Below are 22,335 nucleotides of genomic sequence, written 5' to 3'. Positions count from 1 at the left end.
CCTCTTTCACACGGAGTATTAATGATACATCTCCATATAGCTTCCGTGCGCTTCAATCAGATCGTCGCACATCCTGACGATCTCATCAAGAGACAGCTCCGCAGCAGTATGGGGATCCAGCATGGCGGCACGGTAGATATCCTCCTTGCGTCTGGTCCTTGCGGCTTCAATGGTCATCAGCTGCGCGTTGATGTTGGTCATGTTCATGGCCGCCAGCTGTACCGGCAGTCTGCCCACATAACAGGGATGAATGCCCATACCGTCCACCAGACAGGGCACTTCCACACAAGCGTCATTCGGCAGGTTAGAGATCAGGCCGTTATTCACGACATTTCCGCCGATCTTTAACGGCTGGTTGGTGAGCACGGCTTCCATGATATGGGAAGCATATTCCCTGGATCTGTCATGGCTGATGATGCCGTCCTTCAGGATCCTGTTCTTCTCGTCCTCCCAGTCCGCAATCTGCTTAATACACCGCCTTGGATATTCATCCAGGGGGATATTGAACTGATCCACCAGTTCCGGGTGATCCGCCTTCAGGAAAAACGGGTTGTATTCCGCATTGTGCTCGCTGGACTCGGTGCAGTAATAGCCCAGATGGCGGATGTATTCATAGCGGACCATATCGTGATGTTTGCCCGCCGCGTTTTTCTCAAGAGCCCTCTTGCGCACTTCGGGATACAGGTCGTTTCCGTCCCTATCACGCAATTCCAGCAGCCATCCCATATGGTTGATGCCCGCGATCAGTTCTTTGCGGCCCTCCAGCTTATCCTCCATGCCCAGATCCTTCAGCAGGTTTTCGGAGCATACCTGCACGCTGTGGCACAGGCCGACGGTTTTAACCTTCGTATAGCGCTGCATATAACCGGTCAGTATGGCCATGGGATTTGTATAATTGAGGAACAGGGCGTTGGGGCATACTTCTTCCATATCCGCCGCAAATTCTTCCAGAACGGGAATGGTGCGCAGTCCCCTCATGATTCCGCCGATCCCAAGCGTATCTGCGATGGTCTGCCGCAGGCCGTATTTTTTCGGAACCTCAAAGTCGATGATTGTACAGGGATCGTAAAATCCTACCTGTATCGCATTTACTACGAAATCCGCATCTCTAAGCGCTTCCTTCCGGTTGTCCGGTCCCAAATATGTGCGGATGGCTGATCGTCCCTCATTAATATTTTTGTTCAGGGCTTTCAACATGATCTCTGATTCCGCAAGCCTCTTAGAATCGATGTCATAGAGCGCAATTTCCGCATCCTGCAATGCCGGAGCACACATGCAGTCACCGATTACGTTTCTGACAAAGACTGTGCTGCCTGCGCCCATAAATGTAATTTTTGCCATTTTACTGTTACCTGCCTTCCCAATTAATTATTCTGATTTTACATGCGGTAACTGACCGGAAACCGGCACCCCGCAGAGCCTGCCTGATGCATTGCAAGTGGGGCCGGGTTGCCAAAAAACCGCAGTTGTTATACAATGCTGATTATAGAGCAGGCAATCATGAAAAGCATTGTTTTATGTTACGTATATTTGTCATTATGTTGCATTTATGAGTACGGGAGAGTAAAGCAGATCCAAAGCTCAAGCGGAAGCTGGAGCATTCTGCACGAAATTTGCGTCCCGTATTTATAAAAGCATATTTTTTGGGGGAAAATACGGCTATGGATAAAAAAGATGTGGAGATAACGGCGGGAGTCCGGTATTCGGATCCTCTGATTCTTTATTTTACCGGTTATGAAAAGTGCGATCCGTCCCACTCCTTCGGACCCGCAATCCGCACCCATTATCTGATCCACTATGTGGTGAAGGGGAGCGGCCGTTTCCATGAAAACGGCAGAGTGCATTCGCTTCACGCCGGAGACCTTTTCCTGATCCTTCCGGGACAGATCACTTATTATGAAGCGGACAGAGAAACCCCATGGGAATACTGCTGGGTCGGTTTCGACGGCTATGAGGCTGCCAGCATATTGAAAAGCTGCGGACTTTGGGAAGAACAGCCGGTGAGAAATAACGCAGGCCTAAACCTTGAAGCCGTCCTTTTTGAGCTTCATCGCAGAAACCAGGCCGGAGAGGGAAACAGCTACGCCTATACCGGCCTGCTGTATGAGCTCTTTTCCCATCTGCTGGCAGAAGGCGGTGCCGAAAAAAAACCTGCTTCCAGGGAATACCTAAAGAAAGCCCTGGAATATATCCACCATAACTACGTGTATGACATCCATATCACAGATATTGCGGAACATGTGGGGGTAGACCGCACCTACCTGTACCGCCTCTTCTGCGCCGAGAAAAATCTGTCTCCCAAACAGTACCTGATCAGATATCGGCTCCATATAGCCGCCCGGCTCCTAAAAGAAACTGATTATACCGTAACGGAAATCGCATATTCCTGCGGCTTTGGAGACGCACCGTCCTTCAGCAGGCATTTTCATTCCCGCTTTCGCATGACGCCCACCGCATACCGTAAGCAAAAGGAGGATCCCATGTTACTGCCTGCAAACCGGTGAGGCAGCCGGACACAAACGGAACGGTACAGTCACTATTGCGTTACTATTCACGGCTGCCGACATGCGCGGGAAGTTTACGGCAACTGTGAATAGTAACCTATCGCTGTTTCTGGCGGAATCTGGTTAGCAAAATATATTGTGATTTTTGACAAAAAATGCTACAATATGATGCATATGAGAGTATGAGAGGAGAACCGACAGTGAGATCAGAAAAAATGAGTCAGAAAGCAAAAGGGCTGATCGGCCTGATCCTGATGATCGTGCTGGGGGCAGTCTGTGTGTTCGGCACAGATTACATCGATAAAATGTTTATTCAGAAAGAGGCGGCTAAGCCGTCCGTTGGCCTGAAAGACGGGACATACACCCAGGAGAGCCCGGAATATCATAATGGTTATAAAGGCATGGTGACGATGACGGTGTCAGGCGGCAAGATCACAGCGCTGACCTACGACTGCACGGATGAGTCTGGCGCGACTAAGAGCCAGCTGTCCATGGACGGCCAGTATGTGATGACGGAGAACGGCCCGAAGTGGCATGAGCAGGCACAGGCGCTTGCGGACTATGTGATTGCGAACCAGTCTGTGGACGGGGTCACGATGGATGAGGAAGGAAAAACCGACGCGGTGGCTTCCGTCAGCATCAGCGTGGGTGAATTCGTGAATCTGGTGAAGGACTGCCTGTCTAAGGCTTCCGGCGCCGGATCAGAGACAGCTTACAAAGACGGCACTTACACTGCGCAGGACAGTGAATTTATCGATGGTTACAAGGGTATTGTGACCATGACGGTATCCGGCGGCGCGGTGACCGCCCTAAGCTATGACTGTGTGGATGAATCGGGCGTGACCAAGAGCCAGCTGTCCATGGACGGCAAATATGTGATGACGGAAAGCGGGCCGAAGTGGCATGAGCAGTCAAAGGCGCTTGCGGATTATGTGATCGCCAACCAGTCCGTGGATGGGATTGCGATGGACGAAGCCGGCAAGACGGATGCGGTCGCATCGGTGAGCATCAGCGTCGGTGGATTTGTAAACCTCGTTGAGGACTGTTTCAGACAGGCGCAGCAGTGAGCCGGTTAAGATCCGGATTAGGCGGACAGGGAGACTGATATCAGACAGAATAAGGCCTCCGGTATATTGCAAGACAGTCAGTACTGGTATACTGGCCGAAGCAGATATGCCGGAGGCGTTTTTGCAGACTTAGGAGGTGTATGTGAAAAAAGGAGATTTCATCCTGATCGGTTCCATACTGGCCGTTGCAGCGGTATCGCTGCTGGTTTACCGCTATATGGGCAGCGTCGCTGCACAGTGGGCGGTCGTGACGGTGGATGGGCAGGAATACGGCAGATATCCTCTGGACGAGGATCAGGAGATTTTGATTCAGGGCGCCGCAGGGGGAACCAACCTGCTCGTGATAAAAGACGGATATGCGGATGTTACGGACGCGAGCTGCCCCGATAAGCTCTGCGTGCATCAGCATAAAATCAGGGATAACGGGGAGACGATTGTCTGCCTTCCCAATAAGGTTGTGGTGACGGCGGTCAATTCCGGCCGCCCGGCGCTAGACGGGGTGGTGAGATGAACGGAAAGGTTGCAAAATATGGGATGCTGGTTGCCCTGGCATTTATATTAAGCTGGGTGGAGGCGTTGATTCCCTTTGGCAATCTGGGCATACCGGGCATAAAGATCGGATTGGCGAATCTGGTGGTTTTTGCGGCAATCTATCTATGCGGGCCATGGGGCGCCCTTCTCATATCATTGGTCCGTATTGTGCTTTCCGGACTGGCTTTTAATGGCATGTTTTATATGATTTACAGCCTGGCCGGAGGGATGCTAAGCCTGGGTGTAATGCTGCTTTGCAGAAAATGCCGGTACTTCAGTAAAATTGGCGTGAGTGTTGCAGGAGGCATATCCCATAATATCGGCCAGATCTGTGTGGCGGCTCTGACACTGGGGTCATCCAGCGTATTTTATTATTTTCCGGTTCTGCTGATTGCGGGGACCGTATCCGGCGCGGTGATCGGCTGTGTGGGTGGCATCGTACTGGAAAAGCTGCCGCGCGGGATCATCGGTGGTTGAAGCATGCGGACATTGGAGGAATCTAAGGTGAGGAGCGACAACAAGAGCAATAAAAAGAGCGTGATTCTGTTTGCCGCCGGCATAATGCTGTTCAGTATAACAACCTGTCTTGCATTTGTCGGCTTTCGGCTGCGCCTGAACCATGTGTTTGACTCCCTTGTGGAGGAGAACCTGATGGCTTACACGGAGAGCCAGAACAGGGAGATGCAGGCGGTTATCGAAGATATCACCGGCACTTTGGAAGCGATTGCAGCAATATTTGAAACATCGGATGCTTCGGTGGACAGCGGATGGCTGATGGAGTATCTGGAAGCCATCAGCGAGAACAAGGAAAGATACGACGTGGAATATCAGTCCATGGAGGATCTGCGTGTGTCCATGAAGGAGGTCGGAGAAAACGAAAGTTATAGGGAGACATACAACCGGTTGATGAACCGGGAAAACGTGATCAGCGATGTACGGTTTTCGCGCCGCCGGGGAGGACGTTACTACTTCAGCGTTGCGGTACCGGTGATACAGCATGGTGAGGTGGTGGGCGTACTGCGCAGTGTGCTGGACGGAGAACTGCTGGTGCAGAGCGTAATCACCAATTCCCTGCATGACCATGCGGTAAGCTGTCTGGTCAAGGAAAACGGGGACCTGATACCGGTAGGGGAGCAATTCAACCCCGAAGACGGTGAGCCTGCCCCTCGGAATCTGATCGAGGAGACCCGGGGGATCGGCAGGAATGATGAGCTGTCTTTAGCGATCGCGCGCATGGCCGGACACAACGGCGAAACTGAAAAGCTGGGCTTAATCGACGGGCATATGGTATTTATCTCCGTAACGGATCTCGGGTACAATGGCTGGCATATAGTGAACCTGCTGAACGCGGATAATGTATCGGAGTATTCCGGCCGTATCCTGCAGGATATGGTGGCCATAAGCCTGCTGCTGATCCTGCTGATTGCAGTGCTGGGAGTGATCCTGTTTACGGTGCTGATGCGCCAGGAACGAAGGCTGCGCCTGCAGGAATCAGGGTATGCCATATTGGCTAAATTTTCAGATACGGTTCTGTGCAGCTATAACTACCGGACGGATACATTAAGCTTTACGCCCAATGCCGTCGAACTGCTTCCGTTAAAGGAACTCACGATACACCCGGCAAATCAAGGTACGCAGGCGGATCGGCTGATACATCCGGATGACCGGCCGGCGGTAAAGCGGATATTTGAGTATCCTGATATTGAGACGGAAGAACCCATGGAGCAGGAGGTGCGCCTGCTTGGGCTGGACGGAGAATATATCTGGTGCGGCTTACGCTATCAGGTGGTGAGAGATGACAAGGGAATGCCCGTCCAGCTTTTGGCAAAGCTGATGGACGTGAGTGAACGCAAAATCAAAGAGCAGGAGCTGCTGGAAAAGTCCACCGTAGACGCGACCACGGGACTTCTTAATAAATATGCGGCGGAGACGGGCATAGAGACCAGGATCGCGGCCGGGGTGCACGGCTTCCTGTTTATGATTGATATCGATAATTTCAAGCTGGTCAACGACCGGCTGGGACACATGACTGGGGACCGTCTCCTTGCACAGGTGGGAACAGTGATACGAAGAGTATTCCGGCAAACAGACCTGGCAGGCAGAGCGGGCGGCGACGAATTCGTGGTGTTTATGGCGGATACAGACAGCGTCCCGGCAGCCGCAGAAAAGGCCGGCCGGCTCTTGGAGCATTTAAGGGATATCAGCATCGGAGGCGAAGCCCTGAAAATTACGGCCAGCATCGGCATAGCAGCCATCCCGGCGCACGGCGGAAACTATCAGGAAGTATACAGACTGGCGGATCAGGCCATGTATCAGGCAAAACAGAACGGCAAAAACAGGTTTTTTATCATAGGTTCCGACGATTCTGTTGACAACCTGCCTTTTCATCGGGTATAATTCAGGGGAATGCGGATATGGCGGAATTGGCAGACGCGCTGGATTTAGGTTCCAGTGGGAGACCGTGCAGGTTCGACTCCTGTTATCCGCATGCGGGCCCCCAGGGAAACTTAGGGGGCTGTTTTTGTTCATTTCACAGACCGACCGGAACTCACAGTCAGGAGAAAATGATATGTTAAAAATAGGATGTCACCTTTCCATCTCCAAAGGCTATCTGGCCATGGGGGAAGAAGCGGTCCGGATCGGGGCCAATACGTTTCAGTTCTTTTCGCGCAATCCCAGGGGAGGCAATGTGCGGGCTTTGGACATAGAAGATATACGACGGTATTTGGATTACGCCAAAGAGCATGAGATCAGCGTGATCCTTGCCCATGCCCCCTACACGTTAAACGGCTGTTCTGCTGAAGAAAAGACCAGGGGGTTTGCGGTCAGAGCCATGAAAGAGGACCTGGAACGGATGGAGTATCTGCCAGGAAATCTCTATAATTTCCACCCGGGAAGCCATGTGAAGCAGGGCACTGAGACCGGCATCCAGTATATCGTTGAAATGCTGAATACGGTGCTGTGGCCGGACATGCATACGACGGTTCTGCTGGAGACGATGGCAGGCAAGGGCAGCGAGGTGGGCGGACGTTTTGAAGAGCTTAGGGCCATACTGGACGGTGTAAAGCTTTCGGAGAAGATGGGCGTGTGTCTGGATACCTGTCATGTGTTTGACGGGGGTTATGATATCGCACATTCGCTGGATGCGGTGCTGGACGAATTTGACCGCATAATAGGGATGGACAGGCTGAAGGCTGTGCATTTAAATGACAGTAAAAATGTGCTGGGCAGCCGTAAGGACAGGCATGCCAAAATCGGAGAGGGAAATATAGGAGCGGAGGCTCTGGTGCGTATGATGAATCATCCGGATCTTAAAAAACTGCCGTTCTATCTGGAGACGCCCAATGATCTGGACGGCTATGCTGCGGAAATCAAAATGCTGTGCGGACACTATCAAGAAGAGATGTGAGGCGGGACCGGGATATGGAAAGACTGGAAAAAAAGAAACGGCATACGTTCCTTGCCATGATACTGGCAGGCGTTCTCTTTATTCTGTGTATCGGTGTGTTCCTGTTTCAGATACTCATTTTAAACGAGCAGGACAATGAGAGCAAACTGCAGGATGCAGTGATCCAGAATAAGACTGCGATAGAAAAACAGATAGACGGAGATATCCAGACTCTGCTGGGGATTTCCTACAGCATTGCGGATCGGATAGATTCTGCGTTTGAGGACATGGAGCATATCTTAAGGAAGATCAACGATAATAACTCGTTTCTGCAGATGGGGATCATCAACAGCCGCGGAGTCGGAGAGCTGGTGGAGCTGGAGGGAAACTATTATGAGAAAGTCGACTTCTCACAGGAGCCGATCTTTATAGATGCGCTTGAAGGCAGGCCCGCGATGGACACCATAGACGCCGCCTATATGGGTGAGGAACAGCTGATCGGCGTGGCTGTGCCGCTTCAGGCGGAAGAAGGGCCCGAAGGAGTCCTGTTTGCCGCCAACCGGCCTGAAATCTATGCCAATATATTAAATACCCCGATTTTTGACGGCTATGGACTCTCCTGCATCGTAAATAGAGCAGGACAGGTGGTGATTCATTCCGAGCATTCCGCACAGCTGGCCGAGAGCCTGGCCAGGCTGGCAGGAGAGCTTGAGGAGGCATTTCTGGCCGCTTCAGAGGCTTCAAAAAAGCAAACACCGGCAAGTACGGTGTGCACGATAGGCGACGGGCAATATTATCTGGCCTTTGAGCCTCTGGACGCCGGCGGCTGGTTTGTGGTAGGAGCGGTGCCGAAGTCTCTGGTGCACCAGACTTACGGAAAGCTGGTGGCTTACTCGCTGACTTTTGTGGTGGTAATGCTGCTGTTTTTTCTGGTGATCTACTATCGGATGAATACACAGGAGCAGAAGCACAGGAACCGGCTGGAAGAGCTGGCTTATACGGATCCCCTGACGGGCAATTGGAATCTGAATAAATTCAGGACGGTTGTGCAGGATTACATCAGAAAGCGCCATGACCGTGACTTTGTAGTGTGGTACTGTGATATCAAAAAATTTAAGTACTTTAATGATATGTTCGGATATCACGAAGGAGACAGGATTCTAAAGTGTCTGTCATCGGTTTTTCTGGACAGTGTGAACGAAGACGAATACTTTTGCCGCACATCGGCGGATAATTTTGTCGGGATCATCGGCCAGATCAGCCGTGCAGAATTTACGGACTGGTTTGACAGGCTGGCCGCTGCGGTCAACTATTGGGGAGAAACGGATGCGAGAGGATTCTGCCTGGAGATCGTGATAGGGGCGTACTGTGCGGGAGAATTTGTAGAGCATCTGTCCTTAAACGATATGATAGACCGAGCGAAGATAGCTCAGGAATCGGTGAAGGAAATGGGCGGCAGCAGGGTGGCTTTTTATTCGGAAGAAATGCGCGGTCTGGTCTACAGGGAGACGGAGCTGGAGTCCCGGATGAGGGCGGCGCTTAAGAACAGGGAATTTGTGCTCTATTTTCAACCTAAGGTGAATATACAGCAGCAGGACCGGATTGCCGGAGCGGAGGTGCTGGCGCGCTGGCAGACCGATCAGGAGCTGATATCGCCCGGGGTCTTCATACCGGTGTTTGAGAAAAACGGATTTATTGTTTCATTAGACCGATATATGTTTGAAAATGCCTGCATCTGGCTTGCAGACCATCTTAAAAACGGTGGGCAAGAGCTGAACATTGCGGTGAATGTATCCCGCCTGGGACTTCTGCAGCCGGATTTTGTGGACTATTATGTGAGCGTGAAAAACAGATACGGAATTCCGGACGGACTGCTGGAGCTTGAATTTACGGAAAGCATCATCCTGGAAGACATCGATATATTCTGCTCTGCGGTTCTGGAGCTTAAAAAACAGGGCTTTCTCTGCTCGCTGGATGATTTTGGGGCGGGCTACAGCTCCTTAAACATCCTGAAAAACCTGCCTCTTGACATCCTCAAGCTGGATGTGCTCTTTTTCAGGGAGGGCGTGGATATTAAGCGGGAGAGGATCGTCATCTCGCATGTCGTTTCCATGGCGCGGGAGCTCCGGATGCGGACGATCGCAGAAGGGGTGGAAAGCGTGGAACAGGTGGATTTTCTAAGAAATATCGGGTGTGATGTGGTCCAGGGCTATGTATTTGCAAAGCCGATGCCGGTGGAAAAATTCCGGCCGATGCTGGAGAGATGCAGAGACGGATACATATTAAAAGATGCCGGAGGAATAAAATGACGGAATTACTGGTTAGAAAATTTGTTAAGGATTATCGGAATACAGGCAGCATCAAGGTGCGGACGGCTTATGGGATGCTCTCAAGCGTGGTGGGAATTGCCTGCAATGTGCTGCTGTTTGCGGTAAAACTGGTAACAGGCATGCTGATCCGCAGTGTTTCCGTCATGTCGGACGCGTTTAACAACCTGTCGGATGCCGCGTCATCTGTCATCAGCTTTGTGGGAATACGGATGGCGGAGAAGCCGGCGGATGCGGATCATCCCTTCGGCCATGGCAGGATAGAGTATATTACCACATTGATTGTGTCCTTTCTGGTGCTGGAGGTGGGCTGGACGTTTCTAAAGAGCTCCTTTCAGAAGATCCTTCATCCGGAGGAGTTGATCTTCGGCGGCCTTTCACTTTGCATCCTGCTGCTTTCCATCGGGGTGAAACTGTGGCTGTCATTTTTTAACAGGCGGCTGTCCAAGCGTGTGAATTCTTCCGTGCTGAAGGCGACGGCCGTGGATTCCATGAACGATGTGCTGGTGACTGCGGCCACGGTGGGATCTATCCTGATTTACAGGTTTCTGCATTGGAATATCGACGGCTATGTGGGCGTGGTGGTATCCGGCATGATCATGTATGCGGGGTTTAACATCGCTAAAGAGACCGTCAATTCGCTGATCGGGGAGGCCGGGGATCCGGAGTTATACAAAAGCATTACGGAGTTTGTTGAGGGTTATGACGGGATTGTGGGAAGCCATGACCTGATTGTGCACAATTACGGTCCTTCACGCAGCATGGCATCGATCCACGCTGAAGTGCCCTGTGACGCGGATATAGAGGCGTCCCATGAGATCGTGGACCGGATAGAGCGGGATGCCATGCGGACTCTGGGGATCTTTCTTGTGATACATATGGATCCCATAGATACGCGCAGCGAAGAGGTGCAGCAGTTCCGGGCGATGCTGGAAGAAGTGGTGAAGGAAGAATGCGAAGAATTAAGCTTTCACGATTTTCGTCTCGTGCACGGCAGGGACAGCATAAACCTCATATTCGACCTGGTGCTGCCGCGCAGCATGCGGTCGGAGGACATGGACGCTATGAAAAAGCGCATTACGGCAAGGGTGGCAGAGCGCGATCAGAGATGCCACTGTGTGATAACAGCGGAAAAAAGTTATATGGGTGGAACCTGCTGAAAACGGGTCAGAGTGTTGTCCTCCGAGGTATTTGCAAACTTCATGCGCGTGCAGGGCGGGGTACGGTCCTTATTGGTATATGCCCCTGCCGTGTGCTCTTAAAAACACAGAATAAAAAACACAAAAAATATAAAAAAATAAAAATTAGGGCTTGTCAAAATAGAAATTATCGTATATAATACCATTTGTTCGTTACAGATTGGGCTATCGCCAAACGGTAAGGCACTGGACTCTGACTCCAGCATTTCCAGGTTCGAATCCTGGTAGCCCAGCTTTTTAGAATGCCGCAGCACATCAGGTGCTGCGGTTTTTTTCGTTCTTGTCCCAGTGATTTTTTATTGATTTTAACAGGAAAGTGTTTACAGTGAAAAGCTTGCGCAGCCGGCGCCGGCAGGTTATAATAAAACCGTGTCATTTGTTTGGACACAGATGCAGAAATGAGGCGAACTATGTACATAATAGAAAACAGAATCAGATACAGCGAGGTGGACCAGGACCGGCAGCTCAAGCTGGGGAACATATTAAACTATTTTCAGGACTGCAGCACATTTCAGTCGGAGGATTTAAATCTTGGCCTTGAGATGCTTAAGGGCAGGCACCGCGCCTGGCTGCTCAATTCCTGGCAGCTTGAGATCCTGCGCCGGCCAAAGCTTGGAGAGACGGTGCAGACAGGCACTTATCCGTATGATTTTAAAGCGTTTTACGGATACCGTAACTTCTTTATGCGCGATATGGCCGGGAAGTATCTGGTCAAGGCGAATTCCGTCTGGTTTTATGTGGATACCGACAGCGGCAGGCCCGTTAAGGCCTCGGAGGATGAGATACGCGGTTATGAGAGAGAACCGCGTCTGGATATGGGATACTCCGGCCGCAAGCTTCAGCCCGTAAAAGAAGGGGAAAAGGGCGTTCCCATCACGATCGGCAGAAATCAGATCGATACAAACCACCATGTAAACAACGCCCAGTATGTATTTATGGCTCAGGAAACGCTGCCGGCCGGCTTTATGCCCTCCAGGCTGCGCGTGGAGTATAAGAAGGCCGCTGTGCTGGGAGATGTGCTGCATCCCGTGACCGCGCATCTTCAGGACGGCTATGCCGTCACACTGTATGACGAGGGCGGACTGCCCTGCACGGCCATGGAATTTTTGGCTTAAACCAGGATAGAAGGAAAAGAGGTAATCCATGATAGAATTGGGTAAGAAGCAGGTTCTGACCGTATGCAGAACCACGGACCACGGCGTTTATGTGGGGGAGAAAGAGGAGAAAGGTCAGGCTGTGCTGCTGCCCCGCAAGCTGGTGCCGGAGGGCACGGCGGTTGGGGACAGCCTGGAGGTGTTTATTTACCGTGACTCAGAGGACAGGCTGGTGGCCACCACCCAGGAACCCGCAGTGGTTTTCGGGCATCCGGCAGTGATGAAAGTGGTATCCGTGAGCCGGATCGGCGCATTTTTGGACTGGGGACTGGACAAGGATCTGTTTCTTCCCTTTAAGGAACAGACTTACAAGGTAAAAGAAGGGGATGAGTGCCTTGCAGCGCTCTATATCGACAAAAGCAGCCGTCTCTGCGCCACGATGAAAGTGTACGATTATCTGGAAGAGGGCTCTCCCTACAAAACGGACGATCAGGTGGAAGGCATTGTATATGAAGTGAATGAGCGTCTGGGAGCCTTTGTGGCTGTGGACTGCCGCTATCACGGCCGCATTCCGGCCGGAGAGACGGCGAAGCCCTTACGGTGCGGCGACCGTGTCCGCGCCAGGGTGGCCCGGGTTCGGGAGGACGGGCGGCTGGATCTGTCTGTCAGGGAGAAAGCCTATCTGCAGATCGAAGATGATGCCGAACAGATCATGAAGGTCATAGATGAATATGCAGGCGTGCTGCCGTTTACCGACAAAGCGTCCCCGGAAGTGATTAAACGAGAGCTGGGCATCAGTAAAAATGCGTTTAAACGGGCGGTTGGCCATTTGCTCAAGGAAGGCCGCATAGCTATGGGAGAGAAATCTATCCGAAAAATATAACTGGCATTAAGAAAAGAGGAAGAAAATGAAGACGATAAGAGGTGCGAACATACTGTTTCCGGTGACCGTGCTGTCCTATCTGGCAGTCAGTTTCTTCACCGGTTTCCTTGCCCGATATATCCCCGTTCCGGTGCCGGTGCTGCTGGTGGCAGGAGAGATTGGGATCATGCTTCCCACGGCCATTTACTGCCTGGTGACCCGGAACAATCCGTTTCGATGGATACAAAGGAAACGTCTGGATCTGCTGACCGTGCTTTTAGTGGTCCTGTTCACATACTGCATGTATCCGCTGATCATGGTAATCAACATGTTCTCCATGTTCTTTGCGGACAATGCGGCCGCCGGAGTGCTGGACATACTGTCGGGACTGCCCATGCCGGCAGCCCTGCTGGTAATCGCGGTTGTGCCCGCGGTATTTGAAGAATTTTTCTGCCGGGGTATGCTCTATCACACCTACCGCCGCAGAGGCATCTGGACCGGCGCCTTCATAAGCGCCCTGATGTTTGGGCTGCTGCACATGAACTTAAACCAGTTCTGCTATGCATTCTTTATGGGTATCATGTTCGTGCTGCTGATCGAAGCTACCGGAAGCATTTATGCGTCTATGCTTGCGCATTTTCTGTACAACGGAACCAGCGTGGTCCTGACCTATCTGACAGCGCCCTCAGACGGCGGCGCTGCCTCCGGAGATTTGTCGGCAGCCCTGGAAGAGTCAGGCTTAAGTGCGCTCTACCCCGGCATGTCCGCCGAGGCTCTGCAGAATCTGTTTCTGGCTTCCGGCATCCTTGTCATGGGGTTCATTGCCATAGCAACCACAGCCCTGGCGGTTTTGCTGCTGATCGCCATTGCTAAAAGAAACGGACGTTTCGGACACCTCCGTGTTCTCTTCTCGTCTAAAAAGCGAAAAGCTGCTGAAAGCGTCCGATCTATACAGGATAAGGACTTAAAGCCCAGGCATGTGGTGGATATATGGGCCATTCTGGGCATAATACTCTGTATCGCTATGTTTTTCATTTTATAACTGATGCGGAATTTTGCGCCGTGCGCCGTCTTACGCTTACATGCATAAAAAAGCTTATTTACTGCAAAATAGGAGTAAGGTATTGTGTGAGGTGATGGCATGATTGTGGATTCCGATATTCTGTATGAGAATGGGGATTATTTTTACACAGGTCTGGAGATCAATGCGCCGTATAGCGGCCGGCCTTTCCGCAGCAGCAGCGGCGACTCCATGAAGGTTTTTGGAAAGCGTAAGGAAGGACAGGCGGAAGCATCAGCGGCATACGTGCTGGGGCGTCAGGGAGAAAAGGCGTATTTCGATGCCCAGACGACAGAATTCTTAAGCAGAAAAGAGCGAAAACATATCTATTATGACTGCTACTACGCCGGCATGGATCACGACGAGGTGAAGGTCTTAATGTGCAGGCGGGACGGCAATGTACAGGCAGAGGACCTGCTTGGGAAATGGGAGGCTCAATGAACCAGAAGCTGAAGAAAAATGCTGCTGCGGATTATGTCCGCATACTGGTGGGGACGTTTATCATGGCGTTTGCCATTAACGCCCTGTTTGAGCCGATGAACCTGGTAACCGGCGGAGTCTCCGGCATCGCTATCATTGTAAAAAAACTGACGGGCCTGCCGCTGTGGCTCACGACGGTGGTGCTGAATATCCCCCTCTTTTTCTTCGCGGTTAAGATAAAGGGCGCCAGATTCTTAGCCAGGACGCTGGCGGCTACACTGGCCCTGTCTGCTTTCCTGGGCGTGATTCCCGGCATGGTGCTGCTTAAGGACGATCTGTTTCTGACCGCCATCTTCGGCGGCGTGCTGACGGGCGTAGGGCTGGGCCTTGTGCTGTCCTCCATGGCCACCACCGGAGGAACGGATCTGCTGGCGGTGCTCATACAGCGCTATTTAAAGCATTATTCGGTGGCGGAGATCCTCCAGGTGCTGGACGGGACCATCGTGCTGGCAGGCGCCTTTATCTTCGGCATACAGTATGCGCTGTATGCGGTGCTGGCCGTATTCATCATCAGCAAGGTCTCCGACAGCATCATAGAGGGAACGAAATTCGCCAAGCAGGCCTATGTCATATCGGGCTGCTGTGAGGAGATTGCAGAGCAGATCATGCAGAGGCTTGACCGCGGCGTGACGGGCCTTAGAGCCACAGGAATGTACTCAAATGAGGACAAGACAGTGCTTTACTGCGTGGTTTCCAAGAAGGAAATCGTGCAGTTAAAGGACATTGTGGAGCAGATTGATCCGAACGCATTCGTCATAGTGAGTGATGCCAGGGAAGTTCTGGGAGAAGGGTTTAGAGAATTTAGACAGTAAAAAATAGGATTTTGGACAATTATTTGTAATTAAACTCACTTTTTTTTTGCCGTATACAAAATAGACAAATCCCCAAAAAACTTTTTGGTAAATTAAAATATGGCATTAAAATAGCGGTTGGTGTATGATAAAACCATGATTCAATAACACCATAATAGTCAGTTTGAAAATGGAGGATGAAAAATGGCTAGTTTATCATTAAGAAATGTATGTAAGGTTTACCCGAATGGATTCGTTGCGGTAAAAGATTTCAATCTTGAGATCGCTGACAAAGAATTCATCATCTTCGTTGGACCTTCAGGTTGTGGTAAATCTACAACACTTCGTATGATCGCAGGACTGGAAGAGATCAGCTCCGGTGAATTATACATTGGAGACAAGCTTGTAAATGACGTAGAGCCTAAGGACAGAGATATCGCGATGGTTTTCCAGAACTATGCTCTGTATCCGCATATGACCGTGTATGATAACATGGCATTCGGCTTAAAATTAAGAAAAACACCTAAGGCAGAAATCGAGAGACAGGTGAATGAAGCTGCAAGAATCCTGGGTATCGAGATGCTGTTAGACCGTAAACCGAAGGCTCTGTCCGGTGGTCAGAGACAGCGTGTTGCTATGGGACGTGCTATCGTTCGTAATCCTAAGGTATTCCTTATGGATGAGCCGCTGTCCAACCTGGATGCAAAACTCCGTGTACAGATGCGTATCGAGATTTCCAAACTGCATCAGAGACTGGAAACTACGATCATCTATGTAACCCATGACCAGACAGAAGCTATGACACTGGGTACCAGAATCGTAGTTCTGAAAGACGGTATCATTCAGCAGGTAGATACTCCTCAGAACCTGTATGATAAGCCTTGCAATAAGTTCGTTGCCGGATTCATCGGATCTCCTCAGATGAACATGATCGAAGCTACCGTTAGCAAGAAGGGCAGCGAAGCCACACTGACTTTTGGTGAGCACACCATTATCCTTCCTGAAGCGAAATCCAAGATCCTGCTGGATGGCGGTTATGACGGAAAGACGGTTGTTCTCGGTATCCGTCCTGAGGATATCCATGATGAGGAAGCGTTCCTTGCGAACTCTCCCGGAAGTATCTTTGAAGCTGTGATCAGAGTTTACGAGATGTTAGGTGCGGAAGTTTATCTGTACTTTGATATCGAAGAAGTGAACTTCACAGCCAGAGTTCATCCCCGTACAACAGCCAGACCTGGTGACACGGTGAAATTTGCTATGGATCTGACAAAGATACATATCTTTGATAAGGATACCGAATTAGTGATTTTAAACTAATAAATTCTCCTTTGTAATCGGAAAATTTTAAAAATTTGAGGAAATGTATAAAATATGTACATTTCCTCTTTTTTTTTTTCTACTTATGCATTAAAATAAAGAAAGGTGTACATAGAAGTAAATTTGAAAACAGATATGGAGCAGAGCATCCGGCAATTCCGATGGGATTTCCGGCAAATAGAAGAGAATAAGGAGTGTGCGAAATGATTTCAAACCAGATACTTCAGAATACGATTGAGGGGTTAAAAGGAATTACCAGAACAGATCTGTGTGTCTGTGATACCGAAGGCAAGGTGCTGGCGACCACGTTTCCGGATGCGGAACAGTATGAGGTCTCCGTAGTCGCGTTTGTGGATTCTCCCGCGGACAGCCAGGTGATCCAGGGCTATCAGTTCTTCAAGGTGTTTGACGAGCATCAGCTGGAATACATCCTGCTCGCCAAGGGCGGCGGGGATGATGTATACATGGTGGGAAAGGTAGTAGCATTCCAGATCCAGAACCTGCTTGTGGCTTATAAGGAACGCTTTGACAAGGACAACTTTATCAAGAATCTGCTGCTGGACAACCTGCTGCTGGTAGATATTTACAATCGTGCCAAGAAACTTCATATTGACATCAATGTGAAACGTGTGGTATTTGTTATAGAAACAAAGAATGAAAATGATACCAACGCCCTGGAGACGGTGAAGAGCCTGTTCTCCGCCAAGACCAAGGATTTCATCACCGCAGTGGATGAGAAAAATATCATCCTGGTGAAGGAGCTGAAGCCGGGCGAGACCTATGACGATATGGAAAAGACCGCCAAGGTGATCCTGGATATGCTCAATACCGAGGCGATGACCAAGGTGCACGTGGCATATGGCACCATTGTGCATGAGATCAAAGAGGTTTCAAGATCCTATAAGGAAGCTAAGATGGCGCTGGATGTGGGCAAGATTTTCTACAGCGATAAAAATGTGGTGGCTTACAACAACTTAGGCATCGGCCGTCTGATCTATCAGCTGCCCATGTCTCTCTGCCGCATGTTTATCAAGGAGATCTTTGACGGGAAATCACCGGATGACCTGGATGAGGAGACGCTGACCACAATCAATAAATTCTTTGAGAACAACCTGAATGTCTCCGAGACATCCAGACAGCTGTATATACACAGAAATACTCTGGTATACCGTTTGGATAAGCTGCAGAAGAGCACTGGGCTGGACCTGCGTGTGTTTGAAGATGCGATCACGTTTAAGATCGCGCTCATGGTAGTGAAATATATGAATTACATGGAGACATTAAACAACTAGAGAAAGAGCGGGCCTTCGGGCCCGCCCTTCAAAATGGCCGCTATGCCGGGGCACCAATGAACTATCTACAGAGGGTAAATAATGATTGTACTAAAAGATGTATGTAAGAGTTACAAAAGCGGAACAAAAGCGATTCGCGGGATAAACCTGACCATTGAGGACGGTGAGTTTGTATTTATCGTCGGCAGCAGCGGTTCCGGCAAGTCCACGCTGATCAAGCTGCTCATGAAGGAACTGGAGCCGGACTCCGGTTCTATTACTGTGGATGGCGTCAACATCAATAAGATGAAGAAACGCTACATACCGAAATACCGCCGCAGGATCGGCGTGGTATTTCAGGATTTCCGCCTTCTAAAAGATCGGAACGCCTATGATAACATAGCCTTTGCGCAGAGAGTGATCTCCGCCTCCGGAAAGGAGATTCGCCGCCGGGTGCCTGAGATGCTGAATATGGTAGGTCTGTCCGCCAAATATAAGAGCTATCCGAGACAGCTCTCCGGCGGTGAACAGCAGCGCGTGGCCATCGCGCGGGCGCTGGTGAATAAGCCGGAGTATCTGTTTGCGGACGAGCCCACCGGTAACCTGGATCCTGAGAATTCCAGGGAGATTATGCGCATTCTGGATCAGGTCAATCAGAATGGAACCACGGTAGTGGTGGTAACCCATAACCGGGAGATCGTGGATGAGATGCAGAAACGTGTTCTCACCATGCAGAGAGGCGTCATAGTCAGTGATGATAAAGGTGGATATGTACAATGAAGATAAGCACATTTTGGTACTGTCTCAGGCAGGGCATAAAAAACATTTGGAAGAATAAGCTGTTTTCGCTGGCCTCGGTGGGAACCATTGCGGCCTGCGTTTTTCTGCTGTGTGTGTTCTATTCCATCACATCCAATTTTCAGAATATGGTAAAGACCATGGAGAGCTCTGTGGGAATCACAGTTTTCTTCAATGAGGGCATGGCGATGGAGGCAATCCAGGCGATCGGCGAGGAGATCGCCCTTAGGCCCGAGGTGGAGAGGATGCGTTTTATATCCTCGGACGAGGCATGGGAAGAATTCAGACAGGACTATTTTAAAGATGCTCCGAATCTGGCGGACGGTTATGTGAAGGACAATCCGCTGGCGGAATGCGATTCCTATGAAATATTTCTGAAAGATGTGGAGAATCAGGACGAATTTGTGGAATACTTAAAAGGTCTCAACGGTGTGAGAAAGGTGAATTATTCTGCGCTGGTGGCGGATGCCCTGGTGAGCGTGAACCGACTGATCACACTGGTTTCGGCGGGAATACTGATCATACTGCTGGCGGTTGCCATTTTTTTGATCGCCAACAAAATTTCCCTGTCGATCGCTGTACGTAAAGAAGAAATCCGTATTATGAAACTGATCGGCGCCACCAATTTCTTTATCCGGGAACCTTTCGTTGTGGAAGGCCTTCTGATCGGACTGGTGGGAGCAAGCCTGCCCCTGGTAGTGGTATACCAGATTTATGAAAAGGTGGTTGGTTTCGCAATGGAGAAATTCAGTATATTGTCTGGTGTGCTGGTATTTTTGCCGGTGAACCAGGTGTTTGGCATATTGACTCCGGTTGCGTTGATCCTGGGTGCTGGTATCGGTTTCTTCGGAAGTATCTTTTCCATACGCAGGCACCTGCGGGTATAGTGATTGCGCTGACCGGGTGAGGAGGTAAGGCTTGAAATTAGCGCATAAAAAGTATATCTGCATGCTGCTGGCGTTTTTGACAGCATTTATGATAGGAGGCTTTTCCCTTGCGAGCAGCAGCGCATCCGGTGTGGATGACGCCAAGGGGGAGATCGACCGCCTGGAACAGGAGAAAAAGGAAACAGAAAAGCGCCTGAAGGAGTTGGAGGCGCTGAAAGGTGACCTTGAAAAGTATATAGAAGAGCTGGATAAGGACCTGAATGCGACCTACGCCGAGCTGGAAAAGATCGCCGGGCAGATGGAGGAGAAGCAGGCCGAGATCGACCGCACAAAGGAGGAGTTAGCCGGGGCCAAAGCGGATGAGGAAGAGCAGTATGAAGCGATGAAGCTGCGCATCCGCTATATGTATGAAAACAGTCCGGTGTCTTATCTGGAACTGCTGCTTTCTGCCGAATCCTTTGCGGAAGTGTTAAACAGAGCGGAGTATATTTCCCAGATTTCTGAATATGATAGAAAGATGCTGGGGGTGTATGAAGATACGGTGGAGGGAATCAGCCAGAAGGAGAGCGCGCTTGAGACCGAGCTGGCGGAACTGGCTGACCTGAAGGAACAGAACGAAGCCAAGCAGAACTCTCTGGAGACAATGGTAGAGGCCAAGACGCTGGAAGTGGAGAAGACCGAGGCCAAGATCGATCACGCCGCCGGGCAGGTACTGGACTTCGAGGATGAGATCGGGGAACAGAAGGAGATCATCAAGCGCATCGAGGAATCGGTGGAAGCCTCCATTCAGGCATCTAAGGAAGAGGCCAGCCGTAAGGCGGAGGAGGAGAGCCGCAGGGCGGAGGAAAACGGCGAGACCGTACCTGAGACTCCGGCAGAGGGCGGCAATACGAATACAGGGTTTATCTGGCCGCTTCCCGACAGCAAGAGAATCACCTCCTATTACGGAAGCCGGGTGGATCCGGTCACCGGGGAGAAGGGCGCCTTTCACAGCGGTCTGGATGTGGGCGCGCCCACTGGCACGGATATTGTGGCAGCCGCGGAAGGAACGGTGACGGTAGCGGGATATACGTCCATTAACGGCAATTATATAAAGATTTATCACGGAAACGGAATTACGACTGCCTACTGTCACTGCTCTGTACTGGAAGTGGAGGCAGGGGAAAAGGTCTCCCAAGGCCAGGTGATCGCGAAAGTGGGTTCTACAGGTAAATCCACAGGGCCTCACCTGCATTTTGGAGTGGCCAAAGACGGGACTTATGTGGATCCCCTGGGGTATGTGAGCCCGTAACGGTTCGCTGGCGGGATTCTTTTTCAAATATTATAAAAAACAGGGGAAGGAAGCCCCTGTTTTTCTGCAAGTGCAGTGCTGTAACTTCCCGCCATGCGCTGTTTTATCAACCGTGAATAATATTGCAAGTGTGCGCGGCGGCGCACGCTTATAAGAATATGTCATTGACAACCCGGTAAAGCGGCGTTATATTGGGAAAAACAGGATCAGGAAGGATGCGGACGAATGGAAAATAAACAGGACAATAAATTCGGCAGGGGGATGCTGCTTGGCATAGTAACAGGCACGCTGCTGACCGCGGTGGTGTGTGTCATCACATTTTACTTTCATGCGGCAGACCTGAAAAACGCGAACAGAATACCGGTGGAAAACTATGGGAGCGGTTCCTCGCAGCAGGATACAAACTCTCTGCTCCAGCAGAAGGATGTGCAGGATAAGGTGGACCTGCTGGAGAAATATATCGACGGATACTATCTGTATGACTATGATGAGGAGGATCTGAAAAACGGTATATATAAAGGCCTGATGGCCGGACTGGCGGATCCGTATTCAACCTATTACACGGCGGATGAATATACGTCCATGATGGAGTCTTCCACAGGGCGTTATTACGGCATAGGTGTTCAGGTTTCCCAGAATATCAATACAGGCATCATCACAATTTCCAAAGTGTTTAAAAACAGCCCGGCCATGGAGAGCGGCCTGCAGGCCGGCGATATGGTAATGAAGGTGGCCGGTACGGAAGTGACCGGCATGGATCTGAACTTGGTAGTCACAAAGATTAAGGGTGAAGAAGGCGAAGCGGTCAATATAGAGGTGTTCCGCGAAGGCACGGGGGAAACCTTAAGCCTGGATGTGGAGCGCCGTCAGGTGGAGATCACCACGATTGAATACGAGATGAAAGAGGACCGGATCGGATACATTGCTTTCTCTGATTTTGAGGATGTCAGCTACGATCAGATGATGGCGGCAATCTCTACGCTGGAGGGCATGGGGATGCAGGGGCTGATTCTGGATCTGCGCGGAAATCCCGGCGGCCTGCTCACCAGCGCGGTGGATATTGCCGATGCGTTCCTGCCGGAAGGCTTGATCGTCTATACGGAAGACAAATACGGAAACCGGGATGAATATACCTCTGATGAGGAGCATCAGTTCAACAAGCCGCTGGTGGTGCTGATCGACGGCAATTCAGCCAGCGCATCCGAAGTTCTGGCCGGAGCGATCAAGGACTACGGCGCGGGCACGCTGGTCGGCACCACCTCCTACGGCAAGGGAATTGTGCAGTCGCTGATACCGTTAAAAGACAAAACTGCGCTAAAGATCACAGTAGCGGACTACTATACTCCTAACGGCAACAATATACACGGCATCGGCATTGAACCGGATGTGGTGGTGGAACGCGGGGAAGGCGATACGGATGCTCAGCTTGACAAGGCGTTAGAAGTTATGAGAGAAAAACTTCAGTAAG

Annotated in this window: 20 protein-coding genes and 2 tRNA genes; 21 read left to right on the top strand and 1 reads right to left on the bottom strand. The window is 50.7% G+C overall.

The genetic code is table 11. From position 1 onward, the window contains the following. Nucleotides 1-18 precede the first annotated feature (18 nt). Entirely contained in the window at nucleotides 19-1,341 is a 1,323-nt protein-coding gene (locus tag DWZ56_RS05130; RefSeq protein ID WP_118555319.1) for an alpha-glucosidase/alpha-galactosidase, read from the bottom strand. A gap of 320 nt (nucleotides 1,342-1,661) precedes the next feature. On the opposite strand from DWZ56_RS05130, the gene DWZ56_RS05125 reads away from it, so the two are divergent. The 21 genes from DWZ56_RS05125 to DWZ56_RS05025 all read left to right on the top strand — a co-directional run bounded on the left by DWZ56_RS05125 (nucleotide 1,662) and on the right by DWZ56_RS05025 (nucleotide 22,334). Continuing rightward, on the top strand, nucleotides 1,662-2,504 hold the full coding sequence (locus tag DWZ56_RS05125; protein ID WP_147369384.1) for an AraC family transcriptional regulator: 843 nt from the start codon (nucleotides 1,662-1,664) through the stop codon (nucleotides 2,502-2,504). Between the two features lie 200 nt (nucleotides 2,505-2,704). Continuing rightward, nucleotides 2,705-3,571, top strand: coding sequence for a hypothetical protein (locus DWZ56_RS05120; RefSeq protein ID WP_118555317.1), 867 nt, complete (start codon nucleotides 2,705-2,707; stop codon nucleotides 3,569-3,571). Nucleotides 3,572-3,713: 142 nt separating this feature from the next. Beyond that, nucleotides 3,714-4,082, top strand: a complete 369-nt coding sequence (locus tag DWZ56_RS05115) for a NusG domain II-containing protein (RefSeq protein ID WP_118555316.1) — start codon at nucleotides 3,714-3,716, stop codon at nucleotides 4,080-4,082. Further along, entirely contained in the window at nucleotides 4,079-4,579 is a 501-nt protein-coding gene (locus tag DWZ56_RS05110) for a Gx transporter family protein (RefSeq protein ID WP_118555315.1), read from the top strand. The genes DWZ56_RS05115 and DWZ56_RS05110 overlap by 4 nt, the downstream gene beginning before the upstream one ends. A 27-nt stretch (nucleotides 4,580-4,606) precedes the next feature. Continuing rightward, complete coding sequence (locus tag DWZ56_RS05105; protein WP_158584451.1) at nucleotides 4,607-6,499, top strand: diguanylate cyclase domain-containing protein; 1,893 nt, start codon at nucleotides 4,607-4,609, stop codon at nucleotides 6,497-6,499. An 11-nt stretch (nucleotides 6,500-6,510) separates the two neighbouring features. Next, a tRNA-Leu gene (locus DWZ56_RS05100) sits at nucleotides 6,511-6,590 on the top strand. A gap of 81 nt (nucleotides 6,591-6,671) precedes the next feature. Further along, nucleotides 6,672-7,511 carry a deoxyribonuclease IV gene (locus DWZ56_RS05095; protein WP_118555313.1) on the top strand — a complete coding sequence of 280 codons (840 nt, stop codon included), beginning with the start codon at nucleotides 6,672-6,674 and terminating at the stop codon, nucleotides 7,509-7,511. Nucleotides 7,512-7,525: 14 nt separating this feature from the next. Continuing rightward, entirely contained in the window at nucleotides 7,526-9,799 is a 2,274-nt protein-coding gene (locus tag DWZ56_RS05090; protein WP_118555312.1) for a bifunctional diguanylate cyclase/phosphodiesterase, read from the top strand. Further along, nucleotides 9,796-10,977 carry a cation diffusion facilitator family transporter gene (locus DWZ56_RS05085; protein WP_118555311.1) on the top strand — a complete coding sequence of 394 codons (1,182 nt, stop codon included), beginning with the start codon at nucleotides 9,796-9,798 and terminating at the stop codon, nucleotides 10,975-10,977. The genes DWZ56_RS05090 and DWZ56_RS05085 overlap by 4 nt, the downstream gene beginning before the upstream one ends. A 200-nt stretch (nucleotides 10,978-11,177) precedes the next feature. Continuing rightward, nucleotides 11,178-11,249, top strand: a tRNA-Gln gene (locus tag DWZ56_RS05080). 177 nt (nucleotides 11,250-11,426) lie between these two features. Continuing rightward, nucleotides 11,427-12,131 carry an acyl-[acyl-carrier-protein] thioesterase gene (locus DWZ56_RS05075; protein WP_118555310.1) on the top strand — a complete coding sequence of 235 codons (705 nt, stop codon included), beginning with the start codon at nucleotides 11,427-11,429 and terminating at the stop codon, nucleotides 12,129-12,131. A gap of 28 nt (nucleotides 12,132-12,159) precedes the next feature. Next, entirely contained in the window at nucleotides 12,160-12,993 is an 834-nt protein-coding gene (locus tag DWZ56_RS05070) for a CvfB family protein (RefSeq protein ID WP_118555309.1), read from the top strand. 25 nt (nucleotides 12,994-13,018) lie between these two features. Beyond that, on the top strand, nucleotides 13,019-14,014 hold the full coding sequence (locus DWZ56_RS05065; protein ID WP_118555308.1) for a CPBP family intramembrane glutamic endopeptidase: 996 nt from the start codon (nucleotides 13,019-13,021) through the stop codon (nucleotides 14,012-14,014). A 99-nt stretch (nucleotides 14,015-14,113) separates the two neighbouring features. After that, nucleotides 14,114-14,473, top strand: a complete 360-nt coding sequence (locus DWZ56_RS05060; RefSeq protein ID WP_118555307.1) for a hypothetical protein — start codon at nucleotides 14,114-14,116, stop codon at nucleotides 14,471-14,473. Continuing rightward, nucleotides 14,470-15,324 carry a YitT family protein gene (locus tag DWZ56_RS05055; RefSeq protein WP_118555306.1) on the top strand — a complete coding sequence of 285 codons (855 nt, stop codon included), beginning with the start codon at nucleotides 14,470-14,472 and terminating at the stop codon, nucleotides 15,322-15,324. Before DWZ56_RS05060 ends, DWZ56_RS05055 begins: the two co-directional genes overlap by 4 nt. A gap of 183 nt (nucleotides 15,325-15,507) precedes the next feature. Continuing rightward, entirely contained in the window at nucleotides 15,508-16,620 is a 1,113-nt protein-coding gene (locus DWZ56_RS05050; protein ID WP_118555305.1) for an ABC transporter ATP-binding protein, read from the top strand. Between the two features lie 203 nt (nucleotides 16,621-16,823). After that, on the top strand, nucleotides 16,824-17,912 hold the full coding sequence (locus DWZ56_RS05045) for a PucR family transcriptional regulator (protein ID WP_118555304.1): 1,089 nt from the start codon (nucleotides 16,824-16,826) through the stop codon (nucleotides 17,910-17,912). Nucleotides 17,913-17,993: 81 nt separating this feature from the next. Further along, a complete protein-coding gene (ftsE, locus tag DWZ56_RS05040) occupies nucleotides 17,994-18,671 on the top strand; it encodes a cell division ATP-binding protein FtsE (RefSeq protein ID WP_118555303.1) in 678 nt (225 codons plus the stop codon). Beyond that, nucleotides 18,668-19,576: a permease-like cell division protein FtsX gene (gene ftsX / locus DWZ56_RS05035; RefSeq protein ID WP_118555302.1), complete on the top strand. Its 909-nt coding sequence runs from the start codon at nucleotides 18,668-18,670 to the stop codon at nucleotides 19,574-19,576. Before ftsE ends, ftsX begins: the two co-directional genes overlap by 4 nt. A gap of 31 nt (nucleotides 19,577-19,607) precedes the next feature. Next, nucleotides 19,608-20,867, top strand: coding sequence for a murein hydrolase activator EnvC family protein (locus DWZ56_RS05030; RefSeq protein ID WP_118555301.1), 1,260 nt, complete (start codon nucleotides 19,608-19,610; stop codon nucleotides 20,865-20,867). Between the two features lie 225 nt (nucleotides 20,868-21,092). Further along, a complete protein-coding gene (locus DWZ56_RS05025; RefSeq protein WP_118555300.1) occupies nucleotides 21,093-22,334 on the top strand; it encodes a S41 family peptidase in 1,242 nt (413 codons plus the stop codon). The last annotated feature ends 1 nt before the right edge of the window (nucleotide 22,335 follow it).

The sequence above is a fragment of the Lachnotalea sp. AF33-28 genome, from assembly GCF_003477885.1.
Classification (GTDB): domain Bacteria; phylum Bacillota; class Clostridia; order Lachnospirales; family Lachnospiraceae; genus AF33-28.
This window is presented reverse-complemented; position numbering and strand designations above follow the sequence as displayed.

What these genes read in the sequence shown, in the direction of transcription:
- DWZ56_RS05090 (WP_118555312.1), top strand. Translation starts at nt 7,526, where the DNA reads ATGGAAAGACTGGAAAAAAAGAAACGGCATACGTTCCTTGCCATGATA.
- DWZ56_RS05065 (WP_118555308.1), top strand. Translation starts at nt 13,019, where the DNA reads ATGAAGACGATAAGAGGTGCGAACATACTGTTTCCGGTGACCGTGCTG.
- DWZ56_RS05110 (WP_118555315.1), top strand. Translation starts at nt 4,079, where the DNA reads ATGAACGGAAAGGTTGCAAAATATGGGATGCTGGTTGCCCTGGCATTT.
- DWZ56_RS05045 (WP_118555304.1), top strand. Translation starts at nt 16,824, where the DNA reads ATGATTTCAAACCAGATACTTCAGAATACGATTGAGGGGTTAAAAGGA.
- ftsE (WP_118555303.1), top strand. Translation starts at nt 17,994, where the DNA reads ATGATTGTACTAAAAGATGTATGTAAGAGTTACAAAAGCGGAACAAAA.
- DWZ56_RS05025 (WP_118555300.1), top strand. Translation starts at nt 21,093, where the DNA reads ATGGAAAATAAACAGGACAATAAATTCGGCAGGGGGATGCTGCTTGGC.
- ftsX (WP_118555302.1), top strand. Translation starts at nt 18,668, where the DNA reads ATGAAGATAAGCACATTTTGGTACTGTCTCAGGCAGGGCATAAAAAAC.
- DWZ56_RS05125 (WP_147369384.1), top strand. Translation starts at nt 1,662, where the DNA reads ATGGATAAAAAAGATGTGGAGATAACGGCGGGAGTCCGGTATTCGGAT.
- DWZ56_RS05050 (WP_118555305.1), top strand. Translation starts at nt 15,508, where the DNA reads ATGGCTAGTTTATCATTAAGAAATGTATGTAAGGTTTACCCGAATGGA.
- DWZ56_RS05060 (WP_118555307.1), top strand. Translation starts at nt 14,114, where the DNA reads ATGATTGTGGATTCCGATATTCTGTATGAGAATGGGGATTATTTTTAC.
- DWZ56_RS05075 (WP_118555310.1), top strand. Translation starts at nt 11,427, where the DNA reads ATGTACATAATAGAAAACAGAATCAGATACAGCGAGGTGGACCAGGAC.
- DWZ56_RS05070 (WP_118555309.1), top strand. Translation starts at nt 12,160, where the DNA reads ATGATAGAATTGGGTAAGAAGCAGGTTCTGACCGTATGCAGAACCACG.
- DWZ56_RS05055 (WP_118555306.1), top strand. Translation starts at nt 14,470, where the DNA reads ATGAACCAGAAGCTGAAGAAAAATGCTGCTGCGGATTATGTCCGCATA.
- DWZ56_RS05085 (WP_118555311.1), top strand. Translation starts at nt 9,796, where the DNA reads ATGACGGAATTACTGGTTAGAAAATTTGTTAAGGATTATCGGAATACA.
- DWZ56_RS05130 (WP_118555319.1), bottom strand. Translation starts at nt 1,341, where the DNA reads ATGGCAAAAATTACATTTATGGGCGCAGGCAGCACAGTCTTTGTCAGA.
- DWZ56_RS05095 (WP_118555313.1), top strand. Translation starts at nt 6,672, where the DNA reads ATGTTAAAAATAGGATGTCACCTTTCCATCTCCAAAGGCTATCTGGCC.